19 protein-coding genes are annotated in these 21,188 nt (G+C 44.3%); 7 read left to right on the top strand and 12 right to left on the bottom strand.

Translation table 11 applies throughout. The features are described from left to right. Positions 1-2: 2 nt before the first annotated feature. The 5 genes from araA to B5F91_RS02230 all read right to left on the bottom strand — a co-directional run bounded on the left by araA (position 3) and on the right by B5F91_RS02230 (position 5,924). Positions 3-1,526 carry an L-arabinose isomerase gene (gene araA / locus B5F91_RS02250; protein WP_087427491.1) on the bottom strand — a complete coding sequence of 508 codons (1,524 nt, stop codon included), beginning with the start codon at positions 1,524-1,526 and terminating at the stop codon, positions 3-5. 39 nt (positions 1,527-1,565) lie between these two features. Further along, positions 1,566-2,255 carry an L-ribulose-5-phosphate 4-epimerase gene (locus B5F91_RS02245; RefSeq protein ID WP_087427490.1) on the bottom strand — a complete coding sequence of 230 codons (690 nt, stop codon included), beginning with the start codon at positions 2,253-2,255 and terminating at the stop codon, positions 1,566-1,568. 5 nt (positions 2,256-2,260) lie between these two features. Then, on the bottom strand, positions 2,261-2,938 hold the full coding sequence (locus tag B5F91_RS02240; protein ID WP_087427643.1) for an NUDIX domain-containing protein: 678 nt from the start codon (positions 2,936-2,938) through the stop codon (positions 2,261-2,263). Between the two features lie 14 nt (positions 2,939-2,952). Next, complete coding sequence (locus B5F91_RS02235; RefSeq protein ID WP_087427489.1) at positions 2,953-4,104, bottom strand: aldose epimerase family protein; 1,152 nt, start codon at positions 4,102-4,104, stop codon at positions 2,953-2,955. Between the two features lie 74 nt (positions 4,105-4,178). Further along, on the bottom strand, positions 4,179-5,924 hold the full coding sequence (locus B5F91_RS02230; protein WP_087427488.1) for a sodium:solute symporter: 1,746 nt from the start codon (positions 5,922-5,924) through the stop codon (positions 4,179-4,181). Positions 5,925-6,361: 437 nt separating this feature from the next. Here B5F91_RS02230 and B5F91_RS02225 point away from each other — a divergent pair, with 437 nt between their 5' ends. The 4 genes from B5F91_RS02225 to B5F91_RS02210 all read left to right on the top strand — a co-directional run bounded on the left by B5F91_RS02225 (position 6,362) and on the right by B5F91_RS02210 (position 8,710). Continuing rightward, entirely contained in the window at positions 6,362-6,661 is a 300-nt protein-coding gene (locus B5F91_RS02225; protein ID WP_087427487.1) for a hypothetical protein, read from the top strand. Positions 6,662-6,805: 144 nt separating this feature from the next. Further along, positions 6,806-7,705 carry a PfkB family carbohydrate kinase gene (locus B5F91_RS02220; protein WP_087427486.1) on the top strand — a complete coding sequence of 300 codons (900 nt, stop codon included), beginning with the start codon at positions 6,806-6,808 and terminating at the stop codon, positions 7,703-7,705. Between the two features lie 85 nt (positions 7,706-7,790). Beyond that, positions 7,791-8,261 (top strand): nucleoside-diphosphate kinase, encoded by a 471-nt coding sequence (gene ndk, locus B5F91_RS02215; RefSeq protein WP_087427485.1) that lies wholly within the window; start codon positions 7,791-7,793, stop codon positions 8,259-8,261. Positions 8,262-8,419: 158 nt separating this feature from the next. Further along, a complete protein-coding gene (locus tag B5F91_RS02210) occupies positions 8,420-8,710 on the top strand; it encodes a hypothetical protein (protein ID WP_144025041.1) in 291 nt (96 codons plus the stop codon). Positions 8,711-8,717: 7 nt separating this feature from the next. Here the strand turns inward: B5F91_RS02210 and B5F91_RS02205 are convergent, their stop codons facing one another. Genes B5F91_RS02205 through rlmN form a run of 3 tightly spaced genes read right to left on the bottom strand, consistent with a single transcriptional unit; the run spans position 8,718 to position 12,106 of the window. Next, positions 8,718-9,929: a sugar MFS transporter gene (locus tag B5F91_RS02205; RefSeq protein ID WP_087427483.1), complete on the bottom strand. Its 1,212-nt coding sequence runs from the start codon at positions 9,927-9,929 to the stop codon at positions 8,718-8,720. Next, positions 9,919-11,013 (bottom strand): 4-hydroxythreonine-4-phosphate dehydrogenase PdxA, encoded by a 1,095-nt coding sequence (gene pdxA, locus B5F91_RS02200; RefSeq protein WP_087427482.1) that lies wholly within the window; start codon positions 11,011-11,013, stop codon positions 9,919-9,921. Before pdxA ends, B5F91_RS02205 begins: the two co-directional genes overlap by 11 nt. Before the next feature lie 37 nt (positions 11,014-11,050). After that, positions 11,051-12,106 (bottom strand): 23S rRNA (adenine(2503)-C(2))-methyltransferase RlmN, encoded by a 1,056-nt coding sequence (rlmN, locus tag B5F91_RS02195; protein ID WP_087427481.1) that lies wholly within the window; start codon positions 12,104-12,106, stop codon positions 11,051-11,053. A gap of 368 nt (positions 12,107-12,474) precedes the next feature. Between rlmN and B5F91_RS02185 the strand changes: the two genes are divergently transcribed. The 3 genes from B5F91_RS02185 to B5F91_RS02175 all read left to right on the top strand — a co-directional run bounded on the left by B5F91_RS02185 (position 12,475) and on the right by B5F91_RS02175 (position 16,906). Next, positions 12,475-14,817, top strand: a complete 2,343-nt coding sequence (locus tag B5F91_RS02185) for a DUF4922 domain-containing protein (RefSeq protein ID WP_087427479.1) — start codon at positions 12,475-12,477, stop codon at positions 14,815-14,817. A 94-nt stretch (positions 14,818-14,911) separates the two neighbouring features. Continuing rightward, positions 14,912-16,222, top strand: coding sequence for a SpoIID/LytB domain-containing protein (locus B5F91_RS02180; RefSeq protein WP_087427478.1), 1,311 nt, complete (start codon positions 14,912-14,914; stop codon positions 16,220-16,222). A gap of 159 nt (positions 16,223-16,381) precedes the next feature. Continuing rightward, positions 16,382-16,906: a nitroreductase gene (locus tag B5F91_RS02175; protein WP_087427477.1), complete on the top strand. Its 525-nt coding sequence runs from the start codon at positions 16,382-16,384 to the stop codon at positions 16,904-16,906. Between the two features lie 103 nt (positions 16,907-17,009). On the opposite strand, the gene B5F91_RS02170 is transcribed toward B5F91_RS02175, so the two are convergent. The 4 genes from B5F91_RS02170 to B5F91_RS02155 form a co-directional block, all read right to left on the bottom strand. Then, positions 17,010-18,041 (bottom strand): alcohol dehydrogenase, encoded by a 1,032-nt coding sequence (locus B5F91_RS02170; protein ID WP_087427476.1) that lies wholly within the window; start codon positions 18,039-18,041, stop codon positions 17,010-17,012. 56 nt (positions 18,042-18,097) lie between these two features. Then, the gene (locus B5F91_RS02165) at positions 18,098-19,360 is read right to left on the bottom strand and encodes an MFS transporter (protein ID WP_087427475.1); all 1,263 of its coding nucleotides are present in this window, start codon (positions 19,358-19,360) and stop codon (positions 18,098-18,100) included. Positions 19,361-19,383: 23 nt separating this feature from the next. Continuing rightward, positions 19,384-20,025: a PepSY-like domain-containing protein gene (locus B5F91_RS02160; RefSeq protein ID WP_087427474.1), complete on the bottom strand. Its 642-nt coding sequence runs from the start codon at positions 20,023-20,025 to the stop codon at positions 19,384-19,386. A gap of 156 nt (positions 20,026-20,181) precedes the next feature. Further along, on the bottom strand, positions 20,182-21,003 hold the full coding sequence (locus B5F91_RS02155; protein ID WP_087427473.1) for an aldo/keto reductase: 822 nt from the start codon (positions 21,001-21,003) through the stop codon (positions 20,182-20,184). Between the last annotated feature and the right edge of the window lie 185 nt (positions 21,004-21,188).

Below are 21,188 nucleotides of genomic sequence, written 5' to 3'. Positions count from 1 at the left end.
AATCAGCAAAGTGCCTTATTCAGCATATAATAAACTTCATTCATGCGAAGTTCTTTCTTGAAATCGCTGATAGTGGTATCTTTATTGATATGTACCATTTCGATTCCTGCAATTTCTGCATAATCTTCCCAATATTCAGCAGTCAGGTCGTATGAGAAGCAAGAATGGTGTGTACCACCTGCCAAAATCCATGCACCGGCTCCGACTTCAAAGTTAGGCTGCGGAATCCACAAAGCAGAAGCTACCGGCAACTTAGGCAGCGGTTTCGGTTCGATACATTCTACATCGTTTACAATCAGACGGAAACGATTGCCCAAGTCTACAACTGTAGCCGTGCAACCTGCACCGGTCTTGCTGGTAAATACCAAACGTGCAGTCTGGCTCTTGCGAACGCCAATACCTAAGAAATGAACTTCCAAACGAGGTTTCTTAGCTGCAATCAACGGACATACTTCCAACATGTGAGCCTGCAAGATAGCACTGTTTTCACCGTCGAAGTTCAAGGTATAGTCTTCCAAGAATGAGCAACCGTTAGGCAAACCTTGGTTCATCACCCACAACGTACGGTAAAGAGCAGCCGATTTCCAGTCGCCTTCTGCACCGAATCCATAACCTTCTGCCATCAAACGTTGAGAAGCGAGTCCCGGAATTTGGTCGAAGTGGCTTCCGTCTGTCTGACCCAAATCATCGAAATTGGTAGTGAAACCTTTCGCTCCTTTAGCCTTCAAGATAGCACGCAAAGCAAGTTCTGCCTTAGCTGCATTCCAAAGCACAGTATATTCAGCGGTACGACCATCATTATTGATGTCGGTATCATACAAGCGGAAATATTCGTCTACCAAAGCTTTGACATCCTCATCCTTCACCTGAGCATGATATTCCATCAATTCACTCACTGGACAATAATCTACATGATAACCCATACGTACTTCGGCTTCTACTTTGTCACCGTCAGTTACGGCTACGTTGTTCATCTGATCGCCGAAACGGATAATCAACATATCCTGAGCATCTGCCCATGCAGCGCAAACACGCATCCAGACAGCAATCTTGCGTTGAGTTTCTTCGTCTTGCCAATAGCCTACAACCACTTTACGACGGATACGCATACGGGTACAAATGTGTCCGAATTCACGGTCGCCATGAGCCGACTGGTTCAAGTTCATGAAGTCCATATCCATGGTATCCCAAGGAATTTCCTTGTTATATTGAGTGTGCAAGTGAAGCAACGGTTTCTTCAATTGTTGCAAACCGTGAATCCACATTTTAGCAGGCGAGAATGTATGCATCCATGTGATAACACCGATACATTTTTCATCGTTGTTGGCTGCCTTCATTACAGCTTCTACTTCTTTTGAAGAATTTGCTGTACCTTTATATACTACTTTCACCGGCAACTTTCCGCTATTATTCAGTCCGGCTACCATTTCGTTGCTATGTGCGTCTACTGCAATAACTGCATCACCTCCGTACAGAAGCTGTGCTCCTGTTACGAACCATACTTCAAATTGATCAAATGTGTTCATAGTTGTTTATTGTTTTAAATTGGGTTTCTTAAATTTCTATTATTTTTTCTGTCCGTAATAAGCGTTCGGTCCATGCTTACGGCTGAAATGTTTCTCTACTAACAACGGATTCATGGTCAGATGCGGATTAACAGCATAAGCAATGCTTGCCATTTTAGCTACTTGTTCCATAACTACCGCATTATGTACAGCATCATGTGCATCTTTACCCCACGAGAACGGACCGTGGTTCTTTACCAATACACCAGGTGTATGCACCGGATTTATACCTTCAAAACGTTTTACAATCACATTTCCGGTTTCCAACTCATATTCACCTTTTACCTCCTCTTCGGTCATATCATCCGTACAAGGAATGGCTTCGTGAAAATAATCAGCGTGTGTAGTTCCTATATTCGGAATATCACATCCGGCTTGCGCCCACGCTGTAGCGTATGTAGAATGAGTATGTACCACTCCCCCGATTTCCTTGAATGCTTTATAAAGAACCAAATGAGTAGGTGTATCACTTGACGGACGCAAATCGCCTTCTACCACGTTTCCGTCCAAATCTACCACTACCATATCTGAAGCCTTCATTTCATCGTATGACACTCCGCTAGGTTTGATGACCACCAGCCCTTTTTCACGGTCAATGCCAGAAACATTTCCCCAAGTGAAAATAACCAGTCCGTGTTTCACTAAGTCGAGGTTAGCACGGAATACTTTTTCTTTTAATTCTTCTAACATAATCTTTATAATTTGAATTTCGGGTCTTTCCGGTAAGCTTTGCTATTAAATTTATAAAGCGAAGCTCCTCTTTTCGACCCTGTTTTATCTATTTTATCTGTTTTTTCTATAAACCCCATATCAGCAATGCGTTTCCTGAAATTACGCTTATCCATCGTTTCCCCATAGATAGCCTCATACAGACTTTGCAGTTGGGTGAGCGTAAACAATTCAGGAAGCAAATTAAATCCGATAGGGGCCGTTGAAGCTTTTTCTTTCATTGCAGTCCTTGCTTTTTCCACCATCTGGTTATGGTCAAAAATCAAGTCAGGCAACTCTTCAATATTGACCCAATGCGCATTATGCCGTTGGACTAATTCGCGATCATATTCGTTAATGTTAACCAAAGCATAATATGCCAATGAAATAACCCGTTCACCTGGGTCTCTATGAATTTCGCCAAAAGCCCCAATATGCTCCATATATACATCTTTTAATCCAGTCAATTCATACAGCACCCGCTTTGCCGCATCATCCGCACTTTCGTTTTCTTGAACAAAACCGCCCATCAACGACCATTGTCCTTTCGCAGGTTCAAAATCCCGTTGAAGTAACAACAAGCTTAACTGTCCTTTCTCGAAACCGAATATGATGCAGTCAACGCCTACATAGAATTTAGGATTATTACTGTAATATGAAGCCATAATCATTATGTCTTTTATTCTACACCAAATTGGAAAATACAATGACTTTGATAAGTTTCTCCCGGTTTCAGAATAACAGAAGGCCATTGCGGATTATTAGGGCTATCGGGATAATGCTGAGTTTCTAAACATACCGATGCGCGTTGCGGATAAACTATGCCTTTCTTACCCTTCACTGTCCCATCAAGGAAATTACCGGTATATACTTGAATGCCTGGTTCGTCCGTATAAACCGTCAATGTGATTCCTGTAGTCGGGCTAGTCAGTTTTGCAGCAACTTGACTAATATCACCTTTTGTTTTCAATACCCAGTTATGGTCAAATCCGTTTCCGAACTTCACTTGTTCGTTATCAAATTCCGTTACCGCAGGAGCAATAGCTTTCGGAGTATTAAAGTCAAATGGAGTCCCTTTTACAGCCATCATCTTTCCATTGGTCATATAAGTACTGTCTACAGGTGTAATACTGTCAGATGCAACATACAGAATCTGGTCAGTTCCAGGCTTAGAAGGATCGCCATTCAAATTAAAATATGAATGGTTTGTCATGTTAATGACTGTAGTCTTATCAGTCGTTGCATCGTACTTAATATCAACGGCATTATCAGCAGTCAATGAATAAGTTACATGTGCAGTCACATTACCAGGGAAATTGTTGTCGCCATCTGCTGAATTCATTGTCAACACCAAAGTACTGTCGTTCGTCTGGTTAGCTTCGTACACTTGGTACTGCCAACCCGTAGGACCACCATGCAAACAATGTCCGAAGTTATTTGTAGGCAATTGATATAATGTACCTTCAATCTTCATCTTTCCTTGATTAATGCGATTGGCATACCGCCCGATTGAAGCGCCAAAATCACTTGGGATATTTTGATAATCGGCAATACTGTCAAAGCCTAATACGACATCAGTCATCGTTCCATTTTTATCGGGAACCATCAACGAAACGATTCGTCCTCCAAAGTTCGTTATACACACTTCCATACCCTTATGGTTCTTTAGTGTATATAATTTTGTCTGCTTTGTTCCGTCAATAGTTGTTTCAAAATTAGCAGGATTCAAACCCGAAAGGGTCAGAACAGGTTCCTTTTCTTGCGTAGCACAACCAGCCAATACAGCCAATACTGCGCCCATACCTAAAACAGATGTTCTAATGTTTTTCATAATCACTATTTTTTACGATTGTGTATATACTATAATAGAGACGTGGCACAACCCACGTCTCTACAATATTTTACTTACCAGAAATACCAATAGAATGCAGCACAACAAGCTACAACGCCCAATGTAGCGATAACATCCCACTTGTTCCAGCTTTCCTTAATAGATTTTTTATAATCACTTGTAAATGTAATAGCTTCCACTTGCTCTTTAGAAGGAGCCGGAGTAAAGCAAGAAACTACGACCATCAGAATAATGATGAAGACGAGCAACCATACTTCAAATATCAGCCAATTGGTTTGCCAGAACCAAGATGTGTATTCCCAAAATGCACCGTCCATCACTTTCGTACCTGATTCGGTGAGAACATTGGTCAACAAACGTACCATACCAATCAAGAAACCACCGATAAGTCCCCATTCACCGGCTTTCGGAGTAATTTTCTTCGAGAAGATACCAAGAGCGAATACAGCTACCATAGCCGGAGCAATTAAAGACTGGATGTCTTGCAAATAAGAATACAAGTTACCCATATTCATCATAATCGGCATCCATGCCAAACCTAAAATCACAACAACCACTGTTGCCAAACGGCCTACAAATACATAATGGCTTTCGCTCATGCCCTTCTTCATCGGTTTATAGAAGTCTTCCGTAAACAAAGTAGCGCAACTATTGAAGAATGCAGCCAAAGAAGCAACAAGTGCACAAACGAAACCGATTGTTACAATACCTTTCACACCTGCGGGCAAAATATTCTTCACCATCATGGCAAATGCACCGTCCGTATCGTGAGTATTGGTAATATCCATCACAACTCCACTGCCTGCTTTCAATGAAAGTGCGTATGCAACCATACCCGGAATCAAGAACATGAAAATCGGCAACAATTTAAAATAACCGGCTGCGATAGTACCACGGCGAGCACGTTTCATTACAGTCGCATTGTCTTCACCTTTAGTCTGGCCAAGAACACGCTGTACGATATGTTGGTCAGTACACCAATACCAGAAACCGATAATAGATGCGCCCAAGAATACTACATATCCGGGGAACTTCGGATACATCGGGTCGGCAGGGTCAGTATGGAACATGTGTGTAGTTCCGAATCCGTCGTGCGCCGCATTACATACAGCCATCATCTGTCTCCAACCTTCCACAATGCTACCGTCTCCCAACATATTCAAGCCGAGGAACAGCACGAGGAAAGAACCTATAATAAGAATAGGAGTTTGAATTGCAGACAAAGTCATAACGCCTTTCATACCTCCAAATACAGTAAATACTGCCGTAATAGCAATCAATCCGATCGCTCCATACCAGAATGGTAAGCCTAAAAGGTATTCAAAGAAAATACCACCCGTAAACGCTGTAACCGAAACTTTAGTCAAGATATAAGCGATTAAGGTAATAATAGAAAGCCACGAACCGGTGCGCTGAGTATAACGGAACTTCAGGAAATCAGGCATCGTAATGATTTTCCCTAACTTGTTATTCAATAATTGATAGAACGGGACAAACAACCATCCAAGAATAAGAATCATCCATCCTTGCATTTCCCAGTGTGCCATGCCGACACCGTCTTTTGCACCTGTACCTGCCAAACCGACAAGATGTTCTGAACCGATATTTGCAGCAAAAATAGCCGCTCCGATAATGTACCAGGGTTCACCCTTACCAAAAAGGTAATCTTCACTGTTGGCTCCTTGTTGTAGCTTTTTGTCTTTTTGGATTGCACGATACACTGCCCATGCAATCAGAATGACTCCTACGGCTAATACAGCCCAATCGAGCCAAATAAATTCACTTGAATTCCAATTCATAATTACATTGTTTTTTTTAAATATTATGTTTTCAATTAGATCTCAAAGGTCACGCAGGCATCTGAAATCCCTGGTATTTTTAATTAGTGTATTATCTACACTAATTCGACTGCAATATTACAAATAAGTAGCGAACTTTGTACATAAATTAATGTGTTTCACAACATGTTTTTCAATTATCAAGCCATTTTCTTCATTTTTACCTGTCAAATGGCTTATTAATCATCCAAAATTCGCCTACAAAGATAATAAAATATGAATAATACTGTACCAATCTGCCAAAAAATAAACGGGCAATCTGCCCGACATTTCAAATAAAGCTCACAACAAAATAGAAACAAGCTTCAAATCAAAATTCTTAAAACAACAATTCCACATTACCAAGAAAATTGTAACTTTGCCCTATAAAATATCACTTATATATATTAAAGGAGAACATGTATCAGAAATTTATCATCAATCAAGAAGGGGTTTTGAAGTTCGGACACGTTTATTTACACAAAGACTTATTAAGTTTTGGCGAACAATGTCCCTACGGTGGCGGATTGTGGAAAGCAGACGAAAGTCGAAGAGCCATTCTACTTTACGGTCGGTCATTCGACTTCGGCGCACCAGATTTCAGTCAAGTACGCCGTATAGATTGGTCTGGCATCAGTGGAAATCCCGTACCGCTTTTTTATCTGCCACACTGGCCCAATGAAGATTTATTCATACCCGTTTATGCAAACCCGTTGTAAGTTTATTCAAAATAAGCCACTAATCTGAAAAAACAACCATACTTCAAGCACATTTGCCTACAAAAACCGACAAGAGGTTTCTCTGTCATTCAGAAAAGTATTATCTTTGCATCCGTTTTTTAATATAAATAACAAACGTGTTACATGAATGACATTTGCTGCATCGGGCATATTACACTTGATAAGATAATTACGCCTAAACAAACAACATACATGCCGGGAGGTACTTCGTATTATTTCTCACATGGCATTTACCATTTAAATGACTACAAACACTACAAGTTGGTAACCTCATTGGCTGCGAGTGAATACCAATCTGTTGATGAACTTCGTGCCAAAGGCATTGACGTGGAAGTAATCCCTAGCCGTCATACCGTATATTTTGAAAACAAATACGAAGAGAATCAGAATAACCGTACCCAACGTGTGTTGGCTAAAGCAGATCCATTCACTGTAGACAAACTCAAACACTTAGAGGCACGCTTTTTCCATTTAGGCAGTTTGCTTTCAGATGATTTTTCGTTAGATGTTATCAAATATTTGTCTACCAAAGGCACCTTATCGGTAGATGCCCAAGGCTATTTGCGTGAAGTGCGTGGGGAAAAAGTATATCCGGTCGACTGGGCTGAAAAGAAAGAAGCACTGAACTATGTAGACATCTTAAAAGTAAATGAACACGAAGCCGCCGTATTAACCGGTTCCACTGATTATCGCGAAGCCGTTTCTTTACTACACGAATGGGGCGTAAAGGAAGTGTTGTTGACATTAGGCAGTGAAGGCTCGCTGATTTATGTAGAAGAAAAACTATATCGTATTCCCGCCTATCCTCCGAAAGAAGTCGTAGATGCCACCGGATGTGGAGACACTTATATGTTAGGCTATTTATATATGCGCAACAAAGGTGCATCTTATCCTGAGGCAGGCGCATTTGCCGCAGCATTATCTACAATCAAGCTGGAAAAGTCCGGGCCCTTTAGCGGAACGGAAAACATGGCATTAGCCATTATAAAAGAAAGCGAATTAAAGCCTGAAGAAATAAAATAAGAAGAAACCGTTGTTTTTCTTTGTTTTTTTGCCAAATAAATCATAGCTTTGTGAATCATCAACCTATAAAAAAAGATTTACTACTATGAGCTTTGAAAAAACATTGGTCATCTTAAAACCCAGTGCCGTACAACGCGGACTGATTGGAGAAATTACAACCCGTTTTGAACGAAAAGGACTTCGCTTGGCGGGCATGAAAATGATGCAGCTTACCGATGAGCTTTTAAACGAGCATTATGCACATTTGGCAGACAAACCTTTCTTTGCACGTGTCAAGAAGTCTATGATGGCTTCACCCGTTATCGCTTGTTGCTATGAAGGAGTCGATGCCGTGCAAGTTGTCCGTTCTATGACCGGTGCCACCAATGGCCGTGCAGCTACTCCCGGAACAATCCGCGGCGATTATTGTGTAAGCAATCAGGAAAACATTGTCCATACTTCAGATTCTCCTGAAAACGCCATTGTAGAGGTAAACCGCTTCTTCAAACCGGAAGAGCTTTTCGAATACAAGCTCAATACACTTCCTTTCCTGCACTATGAAGAGGAATACAAATGATTCTTTTAAGAAACTTTGTTTTTAACACAAAAATAAGAGGGTGTGCCGAAATGAAAATCAATTTCTATTTTCGGTACACCCTCTTATTTTTCAGACCTACAATTTTCTTCTTTTCCAAGAAAACACCTACCTTTGCAAAAATAAAACCTTATAAAATCATGCAGACAATTATTAAACTTTTCATTTTTGCAGCTATTTATATTGGAGCTATAGTCAATGTGGCACAAACCAATACTGTATGGACAGGAGACTTAAGCTACCGCATTATCCATTTATTATTGTTCATCACCAGCATCATTGCTTTGATAAGCCGTCCGAAGGTAAAAGACGGGAAACAAAGCCCTTGGCATACCATTTCACGTTGGTGTTTTCTGATAGCTTGTCTGACTTATGCACTTACTTACCTTTCGGCTGTAATTGTACACGACATTCCTTTGCTTACTGCATAACCGGAAGTCAACGAGCTGCTATAGCATACATTTTCCGGGCATACAGCCATACTATCGCATACGCTACCCAAGGTACGGTAAACGCCCAGACCATGGAATCGGTATGGTCGGCAACAAACCCCATCAATAAGGGACCGACTACACCTCCTACAGGCGACATCATCAAAAAAGAAGACGCCCGTTTAGTATGGCTGCCCAACCCTTTTAACGAAAGAGCAAATATGGTAGGAAACATAATAGCTTCGAATGCATAGCCTAAAAGCAAGGCTATCAAAGAGACGATGCCTACATCAAGCAAAACGACTGTTGTAGTAAGAACCGTACCTGTTGCACACCAAAGCAACATCCGTTCGGCACAGACCCGTTGCATAATCCAACTTCCCGCAAAACGCCCCAGCATAAACAAGCCCAAACCACCGAAAGATAATATCAACGAGGCATAGCGGGCATCCATCCAATTTTGCTCCACCACATAGTTAATAAAGAAACTGTTAATGGATATCTCAGCCACTTCGTATGCAAACAAGGCAAACAATCCGAATATGAAAAGCCGATGCGACCATAGGCTGACACGCTTTCCTTGATCGTCCACTTCCGCCTGATGCGTAATTTCGGGTAATTTTACCCGCAAGAAAATACAGGCAACCAATAAAACCAACACTCCCATACATACATAAGGGAAAGCGACACTATTAGGATGTTCCTTATTCTCCGAGAACAAGAACAAACCTACCAATAAGGGAGCACAAATACAACCTAATCCATTAAACGACTGGGCAAAGTTCAACCGGCTGGCTGCTGTCTCTTTAGCTCCTAATTCGGTGACATAAGGATTGGCAGCTGTCTCTAGGAAAGTCAATCCGCATCCGATGACAAAAAGAGCGAATAAAAAAGCATTAAACGAAACGAAATACTGTCCCGGAATAAAAAGCAATGCCCCTATCCCATACAACAACAGCCCGAAAACGACTCCGCTCCGATACCCAAAACGGTTAATGAATAATCCGGCAGGGATTGCCATAACGAAATATCCCATATACATCGTGACCTGAATAAAGGCAGAATGCGTTTTCGAAATGTCCAGCAATTCCTGAAAATGCTTATTCAATACATCTAAGATAGCATGTGCAAACCCCCAAAGAAAGAAAAGGGAAGTTACCAATATAAATGTAAAACGGTATTGCTTCCCCACCAAAGCTATGTGTTGTTTATTCTTCATCTGTCGAATCCAATTTTAATTTATCGCTATCATCCCGTTTCTCATAATATTGTTTCCGCAACGGATGCGCACTGATTTCTTCTTCCATCCGACGATGACGGAATATATCAATCGCTGCATAGACAGCTTGTCGGAACGAATCTTCCGAAGCAATACCCTTTCCCGCAATGTCGTATGCTGTTCCGTGTGCAGGAGAGGTACGTACGATAGGCAATCCGGCTGTATAAACAATGCCGTCATTCATTGCCAATGCTTTAAAGGGCACTGCACCTTGGTCGTGATACATAGCCAATATGCCATCGAAATGCCGGTAATTGCCGGAACCCATAAAACTGTCTGCAGGATAAGGACCATAACACAAAACCCCACGCTGCATCATAGCCTCTATCGCCGGAATGATGATTTGCTCTTCTTCCGAACCTGCCAAGCCATTATTGCCAGCATGAGGATTCAAGGCAAAAACGGCAATGCGTGGGCTACCTATACCGAAATCTTTCTTCAAAGAGCGGTTGAAGATGTCTATTTTCTCCATAATCAGTTCTTTGCTCAACGTTTCGGTTATTTCGCCTACCGGTATATGACCGGTTACCAAAGCGATTCTTAGGTCTCCTTTCAGCATCATTGTCAATGCTTTCCGGTTTTTCCCGATTTCTCTTTCTATGTATTCAGTATGACTTGAGACATGTAAATCATCCGCCTGAAGCATACTGCTATTTAACGGGGCTGTGATTAAAACATCGAATAAGCCTTCCTGATATTCATTCAATGCTTTTTCCAAAGCATCCATTGCTGCCCGTCCGCCTTCCTGTGTCGGTTTAGACAATTCTACCTTCAATTCATCTTCCGTACAATTGACCACACTCAACCTGCCTTCTTGGGCTTCGGATGCAGAATTGACAATACTGAAATTGGTTGATATATCCATTGCTTTCCGATGATAAGCCGCCACTTTAGGCGAACCATATACGACCGGTGTACATAATTCCAGCATCAACGGGTCTGAAAATGTTTTCAGAATAACCTCGTAACCTACCCCATTAATATCTCCATGGGTGATTCCCACCTTTATTTTATTTCCTTCCATTTTTCTCAATTATTAATCGTTTATATTTCGTTTTCTCTTACACGTCTATGGAATTCCTCTTTTTTTCAGCCTGTTGTTCTGCCGTTGAAAGCATGCCGCATGCTGCAAATATGTCTTCGCCACGCGATGCGCGAATCGTCGCAAAAATGCCATGCTGGGTCAGGTAATCACGAAAAGCAAGCATCGTATGCATATCAGCCCCCTGCAAATCCACATCCGGGATAGCATGAAAACGAATCAGGTTGATACGGCAATCCAGTCCGCGCAACAATTTGACCAGTTCCTTCGCATAAATCAACTTATCATTCACTCCTCCGAATACAATGTATTCGAAAGATAAACGGCGTTGTTTGCTGAAATCATACTTCCGCAATAATTCCACAATTTTGGTTATCGGGAAAGCTTTTTCGGCAGGCATCAGTTCTGCCCGTTGTGCCGGAAAAGGAGAATGCAGGCTGACCGCCAAATGGCAATCACTTTCATTCAGGAAACGCTCCAATCCCCGGCGCAAGCCTACGGTTGAAACCGTAATCCGTTTCGGACTCCAGCCATAACCATATTTCGCTGTCAGAATCTCCAATGAGCGTAACACAGCATCCAGATTATCAAGCGGTTCACCCATTCCCATAAATACAATATTGGTCAACGTATCCCGCTCTGGAATCGAATAAATCTGATTGATGATTTGTGCTGTGGTCAAACTGCCTGAATATCCTTGCTTGCCGGTCATACAGAACTTGCAATTCATTTTGCACCCCACTTGAGAAGAGACACACAAGGTAGCGCGCTCGCCATCGGGAATATAAACCGACTCGACAAAATTGCCTTCCGGCGTACGGAAAAGGTATTTTACAGTCCCGTCAACCGAACGCATGGCGTGCACCGGAGCCGTAGCCCCTACTTCGTAATCTTCTTTCAGCCGCTCACGGTTCTTGAAAGACAAATTGGTCATTTCGTCTATCGAGCCGACTTTCTTGCTATATAACCACTGGGCAATTTGTCCAGCCGTAAACTTAGGCATACCCAATCTGTTTACGATTTCAACCAGTTCACTCTGTGTCTTGCCCAATAAGGCTATCTTCATTTCACTCATTCGCTTTCGGTTATTTTGATGACAAAGATAATGCTTTTTGATGACATATCCGTTATAAAACGGACGAAATATCCGACTTTTCAGGCACCTGCCAGAATGGCAGTTTTCTGCTGCCAGAAATGCATACGGCTTCATCAGCCAACGAAGCAGGGTGCATCAGCCAACGAAGCAGGGTGCATCAGCCAACGAAGCAGGGTGCATCAGCCGACGAAGCAGGGTGCATCAGCCAACGAAGCAGGCTTCGTTTACAAAGGCAATTGGCTTGGTTTATCCTCTACCTTAAGAAGAACGCATTTTTTACCTTACTCTGATGCAGGAACTAAATATTTTCGTACATTTGTCCTGCTATATAAAAACGAAGTACGATTATGGAGAAAAACATAACTTGTTTCATTGCTTGTAGCGAAGAAACAAACCTGAACGACATTATAAAAGGATTGCCCGAATGCAGGACGGTGAAAATCCCCTGTGCCGACAATACCGAGACATACCGCTACATTGCGGCAGAGAGCCATACCCCTTATACCTTAGTATGCCGCACCAAGCAACACGTCCGGTTGGGAAGCCAGGCTTTGGAGCGTATGACAGATTACTTATCCGTCCCTTCGTGCGGCATGGTGTATGCCGACCGATACGAAGAAACCGAAGGAGAATTGCGCCCGCATCCGGTTATCGACTATCAGGCGGGAAGTGTGCGCGATGATTTCGATTTCGGGTCACTCATCCTCTACCGCACCGAAGCCCTGAAACAAGCCGTATTCGAAATTAGCACGGAAAGCGATTATACCTATTCGGCAAGTTATGCCGTAAGGCTCGCCTTATCCCGCCGGTATAGCTTGACCCACATCCGCGAATTTCTTTATACAGAGACCGAAACGGACACCCGACGTTCGGGAGAAAAACAATTCGACTACGTAGACCCGCGCAACCGCTCAGTACAAATAGAACGGGAGACCGTCTTTACCCGATACTTGAAAAAAACCGGTGCTTATCTGCCTCCGGTTGAACATCGCATCGACTTAAACGAAGGCGATTTCCCTTGCGAAGCCTCGGTTATTATCCCTGTCCGGAACCGGGTACGGACCATTGACGATGCTATCCGTTCCGTATTGGAACAAGAAACGACATTCCATTATAACCTGATTATCGTTGACAATCACTCTACCGACGGAACTACCGAAGCCATCCGCCGCTATGCCGGAGAAAAGAAAATTGTCCACCTCATCCCCGAACGCACCGACTTGGGCATAGGCGGATGCTGGGACCTTGCCATACGCGATGCCCGATGCGGACGGTTTGCCGTGCAATTGGATAGCGATGACCTGTATAGCGGTCCAGATACCTTGCAACGAATCATGGATACATTCCATAAAGAGCAATGCGCCATGGTCATCGGCTCGTACCGCATGACCAACTTTAGCCTGGAGACTTTGCCTCCCGGCATAATCGACCACCGCGAATGGACCAGCGAGAACGGGCATAACAATGCCCTGCGCATCAACGGACTGGGAGCGCCACGTGCCTTCTTTACTCCCTTATTGCGCGAAATCGGTGTGCCTAACGTGAGCTATGGCGAAGACTATGCCCTCGGCTTGGCATTCTCCCGCCGGTACCGCATCGGGCGCATATACGATGTAGTCTATCTGTGCCGCCGTTGGGAAGGGAACTCCGATGCTGCCTTGAGCATCGAGAAAGTGAACCGCAACAATGCCTATAAAGACAGTTTACGTACCTTGGAACTCGCCCAACGCCGTGCGCTTATCGCTCAAGGGAAAGACCTTCCGGGCAACTGTTTCTTTAAACAGCAATTGGCGCATTGGGAATTGGCTCGCACGAATCACGAGGCTTTAGACCATATTCAAACCCGGCGCATCCAATTAGGGGACAATGTGGTTTTCATACAGTTCAATCCTGCCCGCGCCGTCTCTACCTGCGCCAAGCTCGACCAAGCCAGCATCGCAAAGCGTCCCTGCTTCTTGTGTCTGGAAAACAAACCTGCTGAACAAGACTCTCTACGCATCGAATTGGACGAACCGTTCGACCTGCGCATCAACCCCTACCCCATTTTGCCCAATCACCTGACTATCTCCAGCGAACGGCATCAGCCTCAGACACTTGCGGGGAAAACCGAACGTCAATTGCCGGGCAGATTAGTGGAATGGTTAAACGAACATTTCGCACCGGGTTATGCCGTATTTTATAACGGAGCCAAATGTGGGGCATCGGCACCCGACCATTTCCATTTCCAAGCGGCACGAATGCAGGATATTCCCCTTATCTTGCAATGGGACCGATTGATGGAAACCGCCACACTCGTCGGACAAGCATCCTTATCCGATGGGAATATATGCCGAAGCTATCGCATCGAAGGATATACCTGCCCCGTTCAAGCATTCATGACCGAAAGGGCTTCGGCTTCTGATGTCAGATTAATAGAAGATTATCTTCACTCCTTGCCCTTACATCCGAATGAAGACGAACCCCGTTATAACCTCTTCGCTTGGACCGATGAAAAACGAGGATTTACCGTTGTATACATCCCCAGAGACAAGCACCGCCCTTCCTGCTACACGGCAGAAGGCGAAACGCAACGCTTGGTCAGTCCCGGTGCATTGGATATGGCTGGCTTGATTGTAACGCCACGCCGCGAAGATTTTGAGAACTTGACAGAAGAAGAAATACGACAAATATACCAAGAAGTAAGTTTATGAACAAGACTCCCCACAGAGCACACAGAGTTTTTACATTGAAATCATTCCCTCTGTGATACTCTGTGTCCTCTGTGGTGAATAAAAACACATAACAATGAAAGAACCCGAAATAAGCGTAGGCATACTCAACGCACAAGAAATAGAATTTAAGCTGAACGGACGTTTCCTTGCCAAAGGCGAAAGCGTAGAAGGCGAACAACGCGTGTCATTCAGCGAAGGAGGCATCCTGTGGAACGGCAATTTGTATCAGGAACTGACTTTCACTCCATTGGAAAACGAAGCTTCTTTTGCTATCCACAATGTAACGATTGGCATTAATTTCCATTGGGAACGTCAGGAGACCCAACATTTCATCGGTGTGCTGAAATTGGTAGTAGACGAGGGAAAGATTACCGCTATCAACATCCTGCCCGCCGAAGATTACCTGATTAGTGTCATCTCTTCGGAAATGAACGCCACTTCCTCTCCGGAGTTTCTGAAAGCACATGCCGTCATCTCCCGAAGCTGGTTATTGGCACAGATAGAAAGGCGGAAAGCCCTAAGCAAGAAAGACAACGGTTTCTTCTCTTTCATCAAGACCGAAACCGAATACATCCGTTGGTACGACCGCGAAGACCATACTATCTTTGACGTATGCGCCGATGACCATTGCCAGCGTTACCAAGGCATCACCAAGGCATCAAACCAACGGGTAGAAGAAGCCGTGAAAGCCACCCGCGGACAGGTATTGATGTATAAAAACGGCATTTGCGACGCACGTTTCTCGAAGTGTTGCGGAGGAGTGACCGAAGAGTTCAGCACCTGCTGGGAAGACAAACATTATCCTTATTTAAGCGCGGTGCGCGACACGGAAGAAGAACAATCCGTTCCCGACCTGACCCGCGAAGAAGAAGCTGAGAAATGGATTCGTTCCACCCCCGAAAGTTTCTGCTATACACACGATAAAGCCATTATCCGCCAAATCCTGAACAACTACGATTATGAAACCACCGATTTCTACCGCTGGAAAATACGTTATACCCAAGCCGAGATAGCCGAACTTATCCGCGCTAAAACCAAAAGCGATTACGGAAAGATACTCGACCTCATCCCCATAGAGCGGGGAAAATCGGGACGCATCAGCAAGCTGAAAATCGTAGGTTCGGAAAAGACGTTGATTATCGGTAAGGAATTGGAGATACGGCGCACCCTCTCGCCCACCCACCTGTTCAGTTCGGCATTTGTAGTAGATAAAGGTGAAATCGTAGACGGAGCACCCACATGGTTTCAACTGACCGGAGCCGGATGGGGACACGGTGTAGGCTTGTGCCAAATAGGAGCCGCCGTCATGGGCGAACAAGGATTCAGCTACAACGACATCCTGCTGCATTATTACAAAAATGCGGAAATAAGAAAACTGTACTGATTTACCACATTATGAAGAAACGCAGATTTCCGCAGATTGAATTAACTAAGTGTCACACTGGATTTGTAATCAGACGTAACAAAAAAATTACATCTGCGAGAATCCGCGTTAATCTGCGTTTCAAAGCGAACATAACAAACATTCTAAAATATCAGATTTATGAGAACTGACTTTCTTGAACTTATCCAAACGCGCCGTAGCTGCCGCAAATATCAAGCACAACAGATTACGGACGAAGAACTGAAAGCCGTGCTCGAAGCCGGCACGTATGCACCCACTTCGCGCGGACTGCAAGCACCCTACATCGTAGCCATACAAAACGAAGACTTACGTAAGAAATTAGGAGAAATGAATGCGCAAATCATGGGCGTAACCTTTAATCCGTATTACGATGCGCCGACCTATGTACTGGTATTCGCTCCTGCCGATGCGCACAACCCGATACAAGACGGAAGCTGCATCTTAGAAAATATGATGTTGGCAGCCCATGCTATCGGATTAGGAAGCTGCTGGATACATCGCGAACGCGAAATGTTCGGAACAGAAGAAGGGAAACTATTAATGAAAGAATGGGGATTACCCGACGGACTGATGGGCATCGGTGCCCTTGCCTTAGGCTATCCAGCTGAAGCTCCGGCACAAGCCAAACCCCGCAAAGAAAATTATTATCGAATCATCAAGTGATTGGGTTTTCTTTAATTTGAAACGCAGATTAACGCAGATTTTCGCAAATATAATTTTAATAATTAATTTAAACTGCGTTAATCTGCGAAAATCTGCGTTTCAATTATCCTATCGCAACCTTAATCACTCCGTCCTCCCTATTTTCGAAAAGCCGATAGGCTTCTTCGATGCGGCTAAGCGGAAAACGATGAGTAATAAGCGGAGTCGTATCAATCTTACCAGCCTCTATCAAACGAAGTATCTCCGCACAATCGCATCCGTCCACTCCTCCCGTTTTAAAAGTCAAATTCTTGCCATACATATCAGGCAAAGGCAAAACTTGAGGTTCATCGTACATAGCTACCACGGTCACAATCGCATTTGGTCGGGCGCATTGCCATGCCAACTGAAACGTATCACGCGCACCTGCCACTTCCAACACTACATCAGCTCCTCCATGGTCGCTATGCGTACGCACAAAGTCGAGGCATTCATCGGGAGTAGTCACTAATACATCGGGATAATGGTCACGTACAAAATAGATGCGTTCAGGCGATTTCTCGCATACGATGATACGGCGAGGACATTTCAACATTGTACACAGAAGCGAACAGATTCCCGTGGGACCGGCACCGATAATCAATACCGTATCTTCGGGCGTTATCTCGGAAATACGAGCCGCCCAAAATCCGGTAGCAAGAATATCGCCCACAAACAAAGCCTGCTCATCGCTCACACTATCAGGTATGCGGCTCAATCCTTGGTCAGCATGAGGGACCCGCACATATTCCGCCTGTCCTCCGTCAATCCGGCATCCTAATGCCCAACCGCCGTCAGGGTCGGTACAGTTATTCACATACCCATGCTTGCAGAAAAAACATTCTCCGCAAAAAGTCTCCACATTAACAGCCACACGGTCACCCGGCTTTACATTCTGTACAGCATCGCCTACTTCTTCCACAATGCCCACCATTTCATGCCCTACGGTAATGCCCGGCACAGCACGCGGCACACTTCCGTGCTTAATATGCAAATCGCTGGTACAGATACTTCCTAACGTGACCCGCACAATAGCGTCACGTTCATTCTCCAGCCGAGGTCTCGGCTTTTCTCTCAACTCAAACTTTCCTTGTTCTATATACGTATATGCTAACATTTCCTCACCACAGATTACACTGATTAAAATAATTCATTCTTCACTCTTAATTAAATTCATTTCTTCCCAAACTCCGGGTCTATCTTCAACAATGCCGTGACGGCAAAGGTTGCCACACAACATACCATAATCCAAATGAAGAACAGCTGATAGCCCAACTGCTCCTGAAGCCAGCCCGCCGCCATACCCGGAAGCATCATGCCTAACGCCATAAACGCCGTACAGATGGCATAATGTGCCGTACTGTGCGTCCCACGCGAAAAATAAATGAGATACATCATATAGGCGGTAAAGCCAAATCCGTATCCGAACTGTTCGACAAAGATACAGACATTAACCCACAACAAACTCGTTTCGGGGAAATAACTTAAATAGACATACACCAAATCGGGCAAGGAAATCGCCCAAACCATCGGCCATAACCAATGCTTCAGCCCATGACGGGACACGGCAATTCCACCCAAGATTCCTCCTATCGTCAGCCCGATAATACCTACCGTTCCTTGGGTGAAACCAATTTGTTCGGTAGTCATCCCTAATCCGCCTTCAGACACAGGGTCGAGCAAAAACGGAATACCCATCTTTGCCAACTGTGCTTCGGGGAAACGGTAAAACAACATAAACAGCAAAGCCACCCCGATGCCTTCTTTCTGGAAAAACGAACGGAAAGTAAGCAAGAACTCACGCCACAAACTACTTGCCGACAAGGTTGCAGCCCTCCGGTCTGACTTCGGATGCGGAAGGACGAACGTATGATAAACAAACACAGCCAAAAACAGTCCTGATAAAAGAAGGAACGTCATGCTCCACGCAAAAGGAATGCCACGCGCCGATTTCTCTAAATATCCCGCAAACATGATGAGCAAACCTTGTCCGGCTATAGTAGCCAAGCGGTAAAACGTACTTCGGATACCTACAAACAAGGCTTGCTGATGAGGAGTAAGCCCTAACATATAGAATCCGTCGGCGGCAATATCGTGTGTGGCAGACGCAAACGCCATCAGCCAAAACAATGCCAATGTAGACTGAAAGAAATGATCGGCAGGTATCAGAAAAGCGATGCCTGCCAATGCCGCGCCTATCAGCAACTGCATCGTGACAATCCACCAACGCTTGGTACGCATCAAGTCGATGAACGGACTCCACAAAGGCTTGATGACCCAAGGTAAGTTCAGCCAGCCCGTGTACAAAGCCACCTCTGTATTCGAAATGCCCATGCGCTTGTACATCACTAACGAAAGGGTCATCACCGCAATATAAGGCAAACCTTCAGCAAAATAGAGTGTAGGCACCCATGCCCACGGGGAATCTTTCTTCATATCCTTCTCAAATCAAACCATTTTCAATCTTCACCGTCATCCCATTCATCATCTCCTTCATCGAAATGGTCCTCACCATCGTCTTCTCCACAACATCCGTGATGCCAATGATTACGGTGCGGACGGCGGACATGATGACGGCGGTCGTCCCATTCATCGTCTCCTTCATCGAAATGGTCTTCCCCGTCATCCCAAAACTCGCCTTCCCAGCGTCCTTCATCCCATTCATCGTCCCACTCGTCATCATAAAAACGCTCAATAATGTTGCCTCTTTCCGATACCACCAACACATAACTTCGGTCGTTTCGGTCTGCCTGCACGATGTAATACATCCCCCTGCGGTTCTCCATCGCCTTATTGTCGTTATCATCAATCTCCTCGTAAACAAATCCCGAACGCTTCAATACATTAATAACCGCATGCGGAAGACGGCTTCGATGCACTTCCCACATCGTACGCAACCATCTGCCCTCGGGATTGAAGATAGCGATTTTCTCCGTTCCCCGATGTTTCATCTTCACTTCGATAAATCCGTCATCGTAATCCTTATCCAAGATACGGGCATCCGGATAGCGGTTCCGAACAAACGAAGTAGGGTCACTTTCGGCATATACACCTAATACAAAGCACATTACCAGCATTCCTAAAAATACACGCATTTTCATAAATCGTCTGTTTTTATGGTTTACAGCAAATGTACAAAGCTTTTCTTATTGATGAAGGGATTGCTGTGTTAAGAAAGCCAAAAGCCCATCGCCTAATCATCACAGAATTTACAAAAGGAAATTCCTTATCTCTCATTCTTAATCCTTCATTAAAAACTACCAACCTGCCAAACGTATTTTCCGCGTGGGAGGAGGAAATGCTGCATCTATCTCACGTAAATCTTCTTCCGTCAAGATAATATCAAGGCTTTGCGCGTTTTCTTCTACATGAACAACGCTGCCCGCCTTCGGTATAGCGATAACATTCGAAGTACGCATCACCCAAGCCAATATGATTTGCGTGGGAGTGGTATGATGCTTACGAGCGATTTCAATCAACGTCTTATGATTCCTCAAACGCCCTTCTCCGAGCGGCGTATAAGCCATCACGGGGATACGGTGCGCCTCGCTCCATGGAATAAGGTCATACTCGATTCCACGGCCTTTCAAGTTATAAAGCACCTGATTGGCTGCACAATCCGTCCCGTGCGGAAGCGAAAGAATATGCTCCATATCCGCTACATCCAAGTTGCTCATTCCCCATTGCAGAATCTTCCCTTCTTGTTGTAATTCCACTAATGCACGGACGGTCTCTGCAAAAGGATACCGCCCAATCCAGTGCAGCAGATAAAGGTCGATATAATCCGTTCCGAGCCGTTGCAAACTCCGTTCGCAAGCACGTTTCGTTCCTTCGTAACTGGCATTGCTTGGCAAAACCTTACTCACAATAAACGCTTTATCACGGCAGGGACGGACAGCTTCGCCCACCAAATCTTCCGTACCATACATTTCAGCTGTATCTATCAGTGTCAATCCCAAATCAATGCCCCGCTGCAAGGCTTTTATTTCCTCACCTCGCCGATGTCCCATTTGATAAGTGCCCTGTCCGAGCGGACAAACTTGCCGCCCGTCAGGAAAAGTAATCAGTCTCTTTTCCATCTTCTCCTATTTTATAAATACAAAATTACGAGAAAAGCCCCACAACAGAATTGCTGTGAGGCTCAAAAAGCATTGTTGAAAAGGTCAAAGATTCTATCCTTACCTTTTATATAAAAAAGAACCGGAACCTATGCATCACACACAGATTCCGGCTTCTTCATTTATTTATCTATTAAACAACAGGT

Source organism: Bacteroides sp. An322 (assembly GCF_002161765.1).
GTDB classification, from domain to species: Bacteria; Bacteroidota; Bacteroidia; order Bacteroidales; family Bacteroidaceae; genus Phocaeicola; species Phocaeicola merdavium.
This window is presented reverse-complemented; position numbering and strand designations above follow the sequence as displayed.

Excerpts from the sequence above, each read along its gene's own strand:
- araA (WP_087427491.1), bottom strand. The coding sequence starts at position 1,526 with ATGAACACATTTGATCAATTTGAAGTATGGTTCGTAACAGGAGCACAG.
- B5F91_RS02245 (WP_087427490.1), bottom strand. The coding sequence starts at position 2,255 with ATGTTAGAAGAATTAAAAGAAAAAGTATTCCGTGCTAACCTCGACTTA.
- B5F91_RS02240 (WP_087427643.1), bottom strand. The coding sequence starts at position 2,938 with ATGGCTTCATATTACAGTAATAATCCTAAATTCTATGTAGGCGTTGAC.
- B5F91_RS02235 (WP_087427489.1), bottom strand. The coding sequence starts at position 4,104 with ATGAAAAACATTAGAACATCTGTTTTAGGTATGGGCGCAGTATTGGCT.
- B5F91_RS02230 (WP_087427488.1), bottom strand. The coding sequence starts at position 5,924 with ATGAATTGGAATTCAAGTGAATTTATTTGGCTCGATTGGGCTGTATTA.
- B5F91_RS02225 (WP_087427487.1), top strand. The coding sequence starts at position 6,362 with ATGTATCAGAAATTTATCATCAATCAAGAAGGGGTTTTGAAGTTCGGA.
- B5F91_RS02220 (WP_087427486.1), top strand. The coding sequence starts at position 6,806 with ATGAATGACATTTGCTGCATCGGGCATATTACACTTGATAAGATAATT.
- ndk (WP_087427485.1), top strand. The coding sequence starts at position 7,791 with ATGAGCTTTGAAAAAACATTGGTCATCTTAAAACCCAGTGCCGTACAA.
- B5F91_RS02210 (WP_144025041.1), top strand. The coding sequence starts at position 8,420 with ATGCAGACAATTATTAAACTTTTCATTTTTGCAGCTATTTATATTGGA.
- B5F91_RS02205 (WP_087427483.1), bottom strand. The coding sequence starts at position 9,929 with ATGAAGAATAAACAACACATAGCTTTGGTGGGGAAGCAATACCGTTTT.
- pdxA (WP_087427482.1), bottom strand. The coding sequence starts at position 11,013 with ATGGAAGGAAATAAAATAAAGGTGGGAATCACCCATGGAGATATTAAT.
- rlmN (WP_087427481.1), bottom strand. The coding sequence starts at position 12,106 with ATGAGTGAAATGAAGATAGCCTTATTGGGCAAGACACAGAGTGAACTG.
- B5F91_RS02185 (WP_087427479.1), top strand. The coding sequence starts at position 12,475 with ATGGAGAAAAACATAACTTGTTTCATTGCTTGTAGCGAAGAAACAAAC.
- B5F91_RS02180 (WP_087427478.1), top strand. The coding sequence starts at position 14,912 with ATGAAAGAACCCGAAATAAGCGTAGGCATACTCAACGCACAAGAAATA.
- B5F91_RS02175 (WP_087427477.1), top strand. The coding sequence starts at position 16,382 with ATGAGAACTGACTTTCTTGAACTTATCCAAACGCGCCGTAGCTGCCGC.
- B5F91_RS02170 (WP_087427476.1), bottom strand. The coding sequence starts at position 18,041 with ATGTTAGCATATACGTATATAGAACAAGGAAAGTTTGAGTTGAGAGAA.
- B5F91_RS02165 (WP_087427475.1), bottom strand. The coding sequence starts at position 19,360 with ATGAAGAAAGATTCCCCGTGGGCATGGGTGCCTACACTCTATTTTGCT.
- B5F91_RS02160 (WP_087427474.1), bottom strand. The coding sequence starts at position 20,025 with ATGAAAATGCGTGTATTTTTAGGAATGCTGGTAATGTGCTTTGTATTA.
- B5F91_RS02155 (WP_087427473.1), bottom strand. The coding sequence starts at position 21,003 with ATGGAAAAGAGACTGATTACTTTTCCTGACGGGCGGCAAGTTTGTCCG.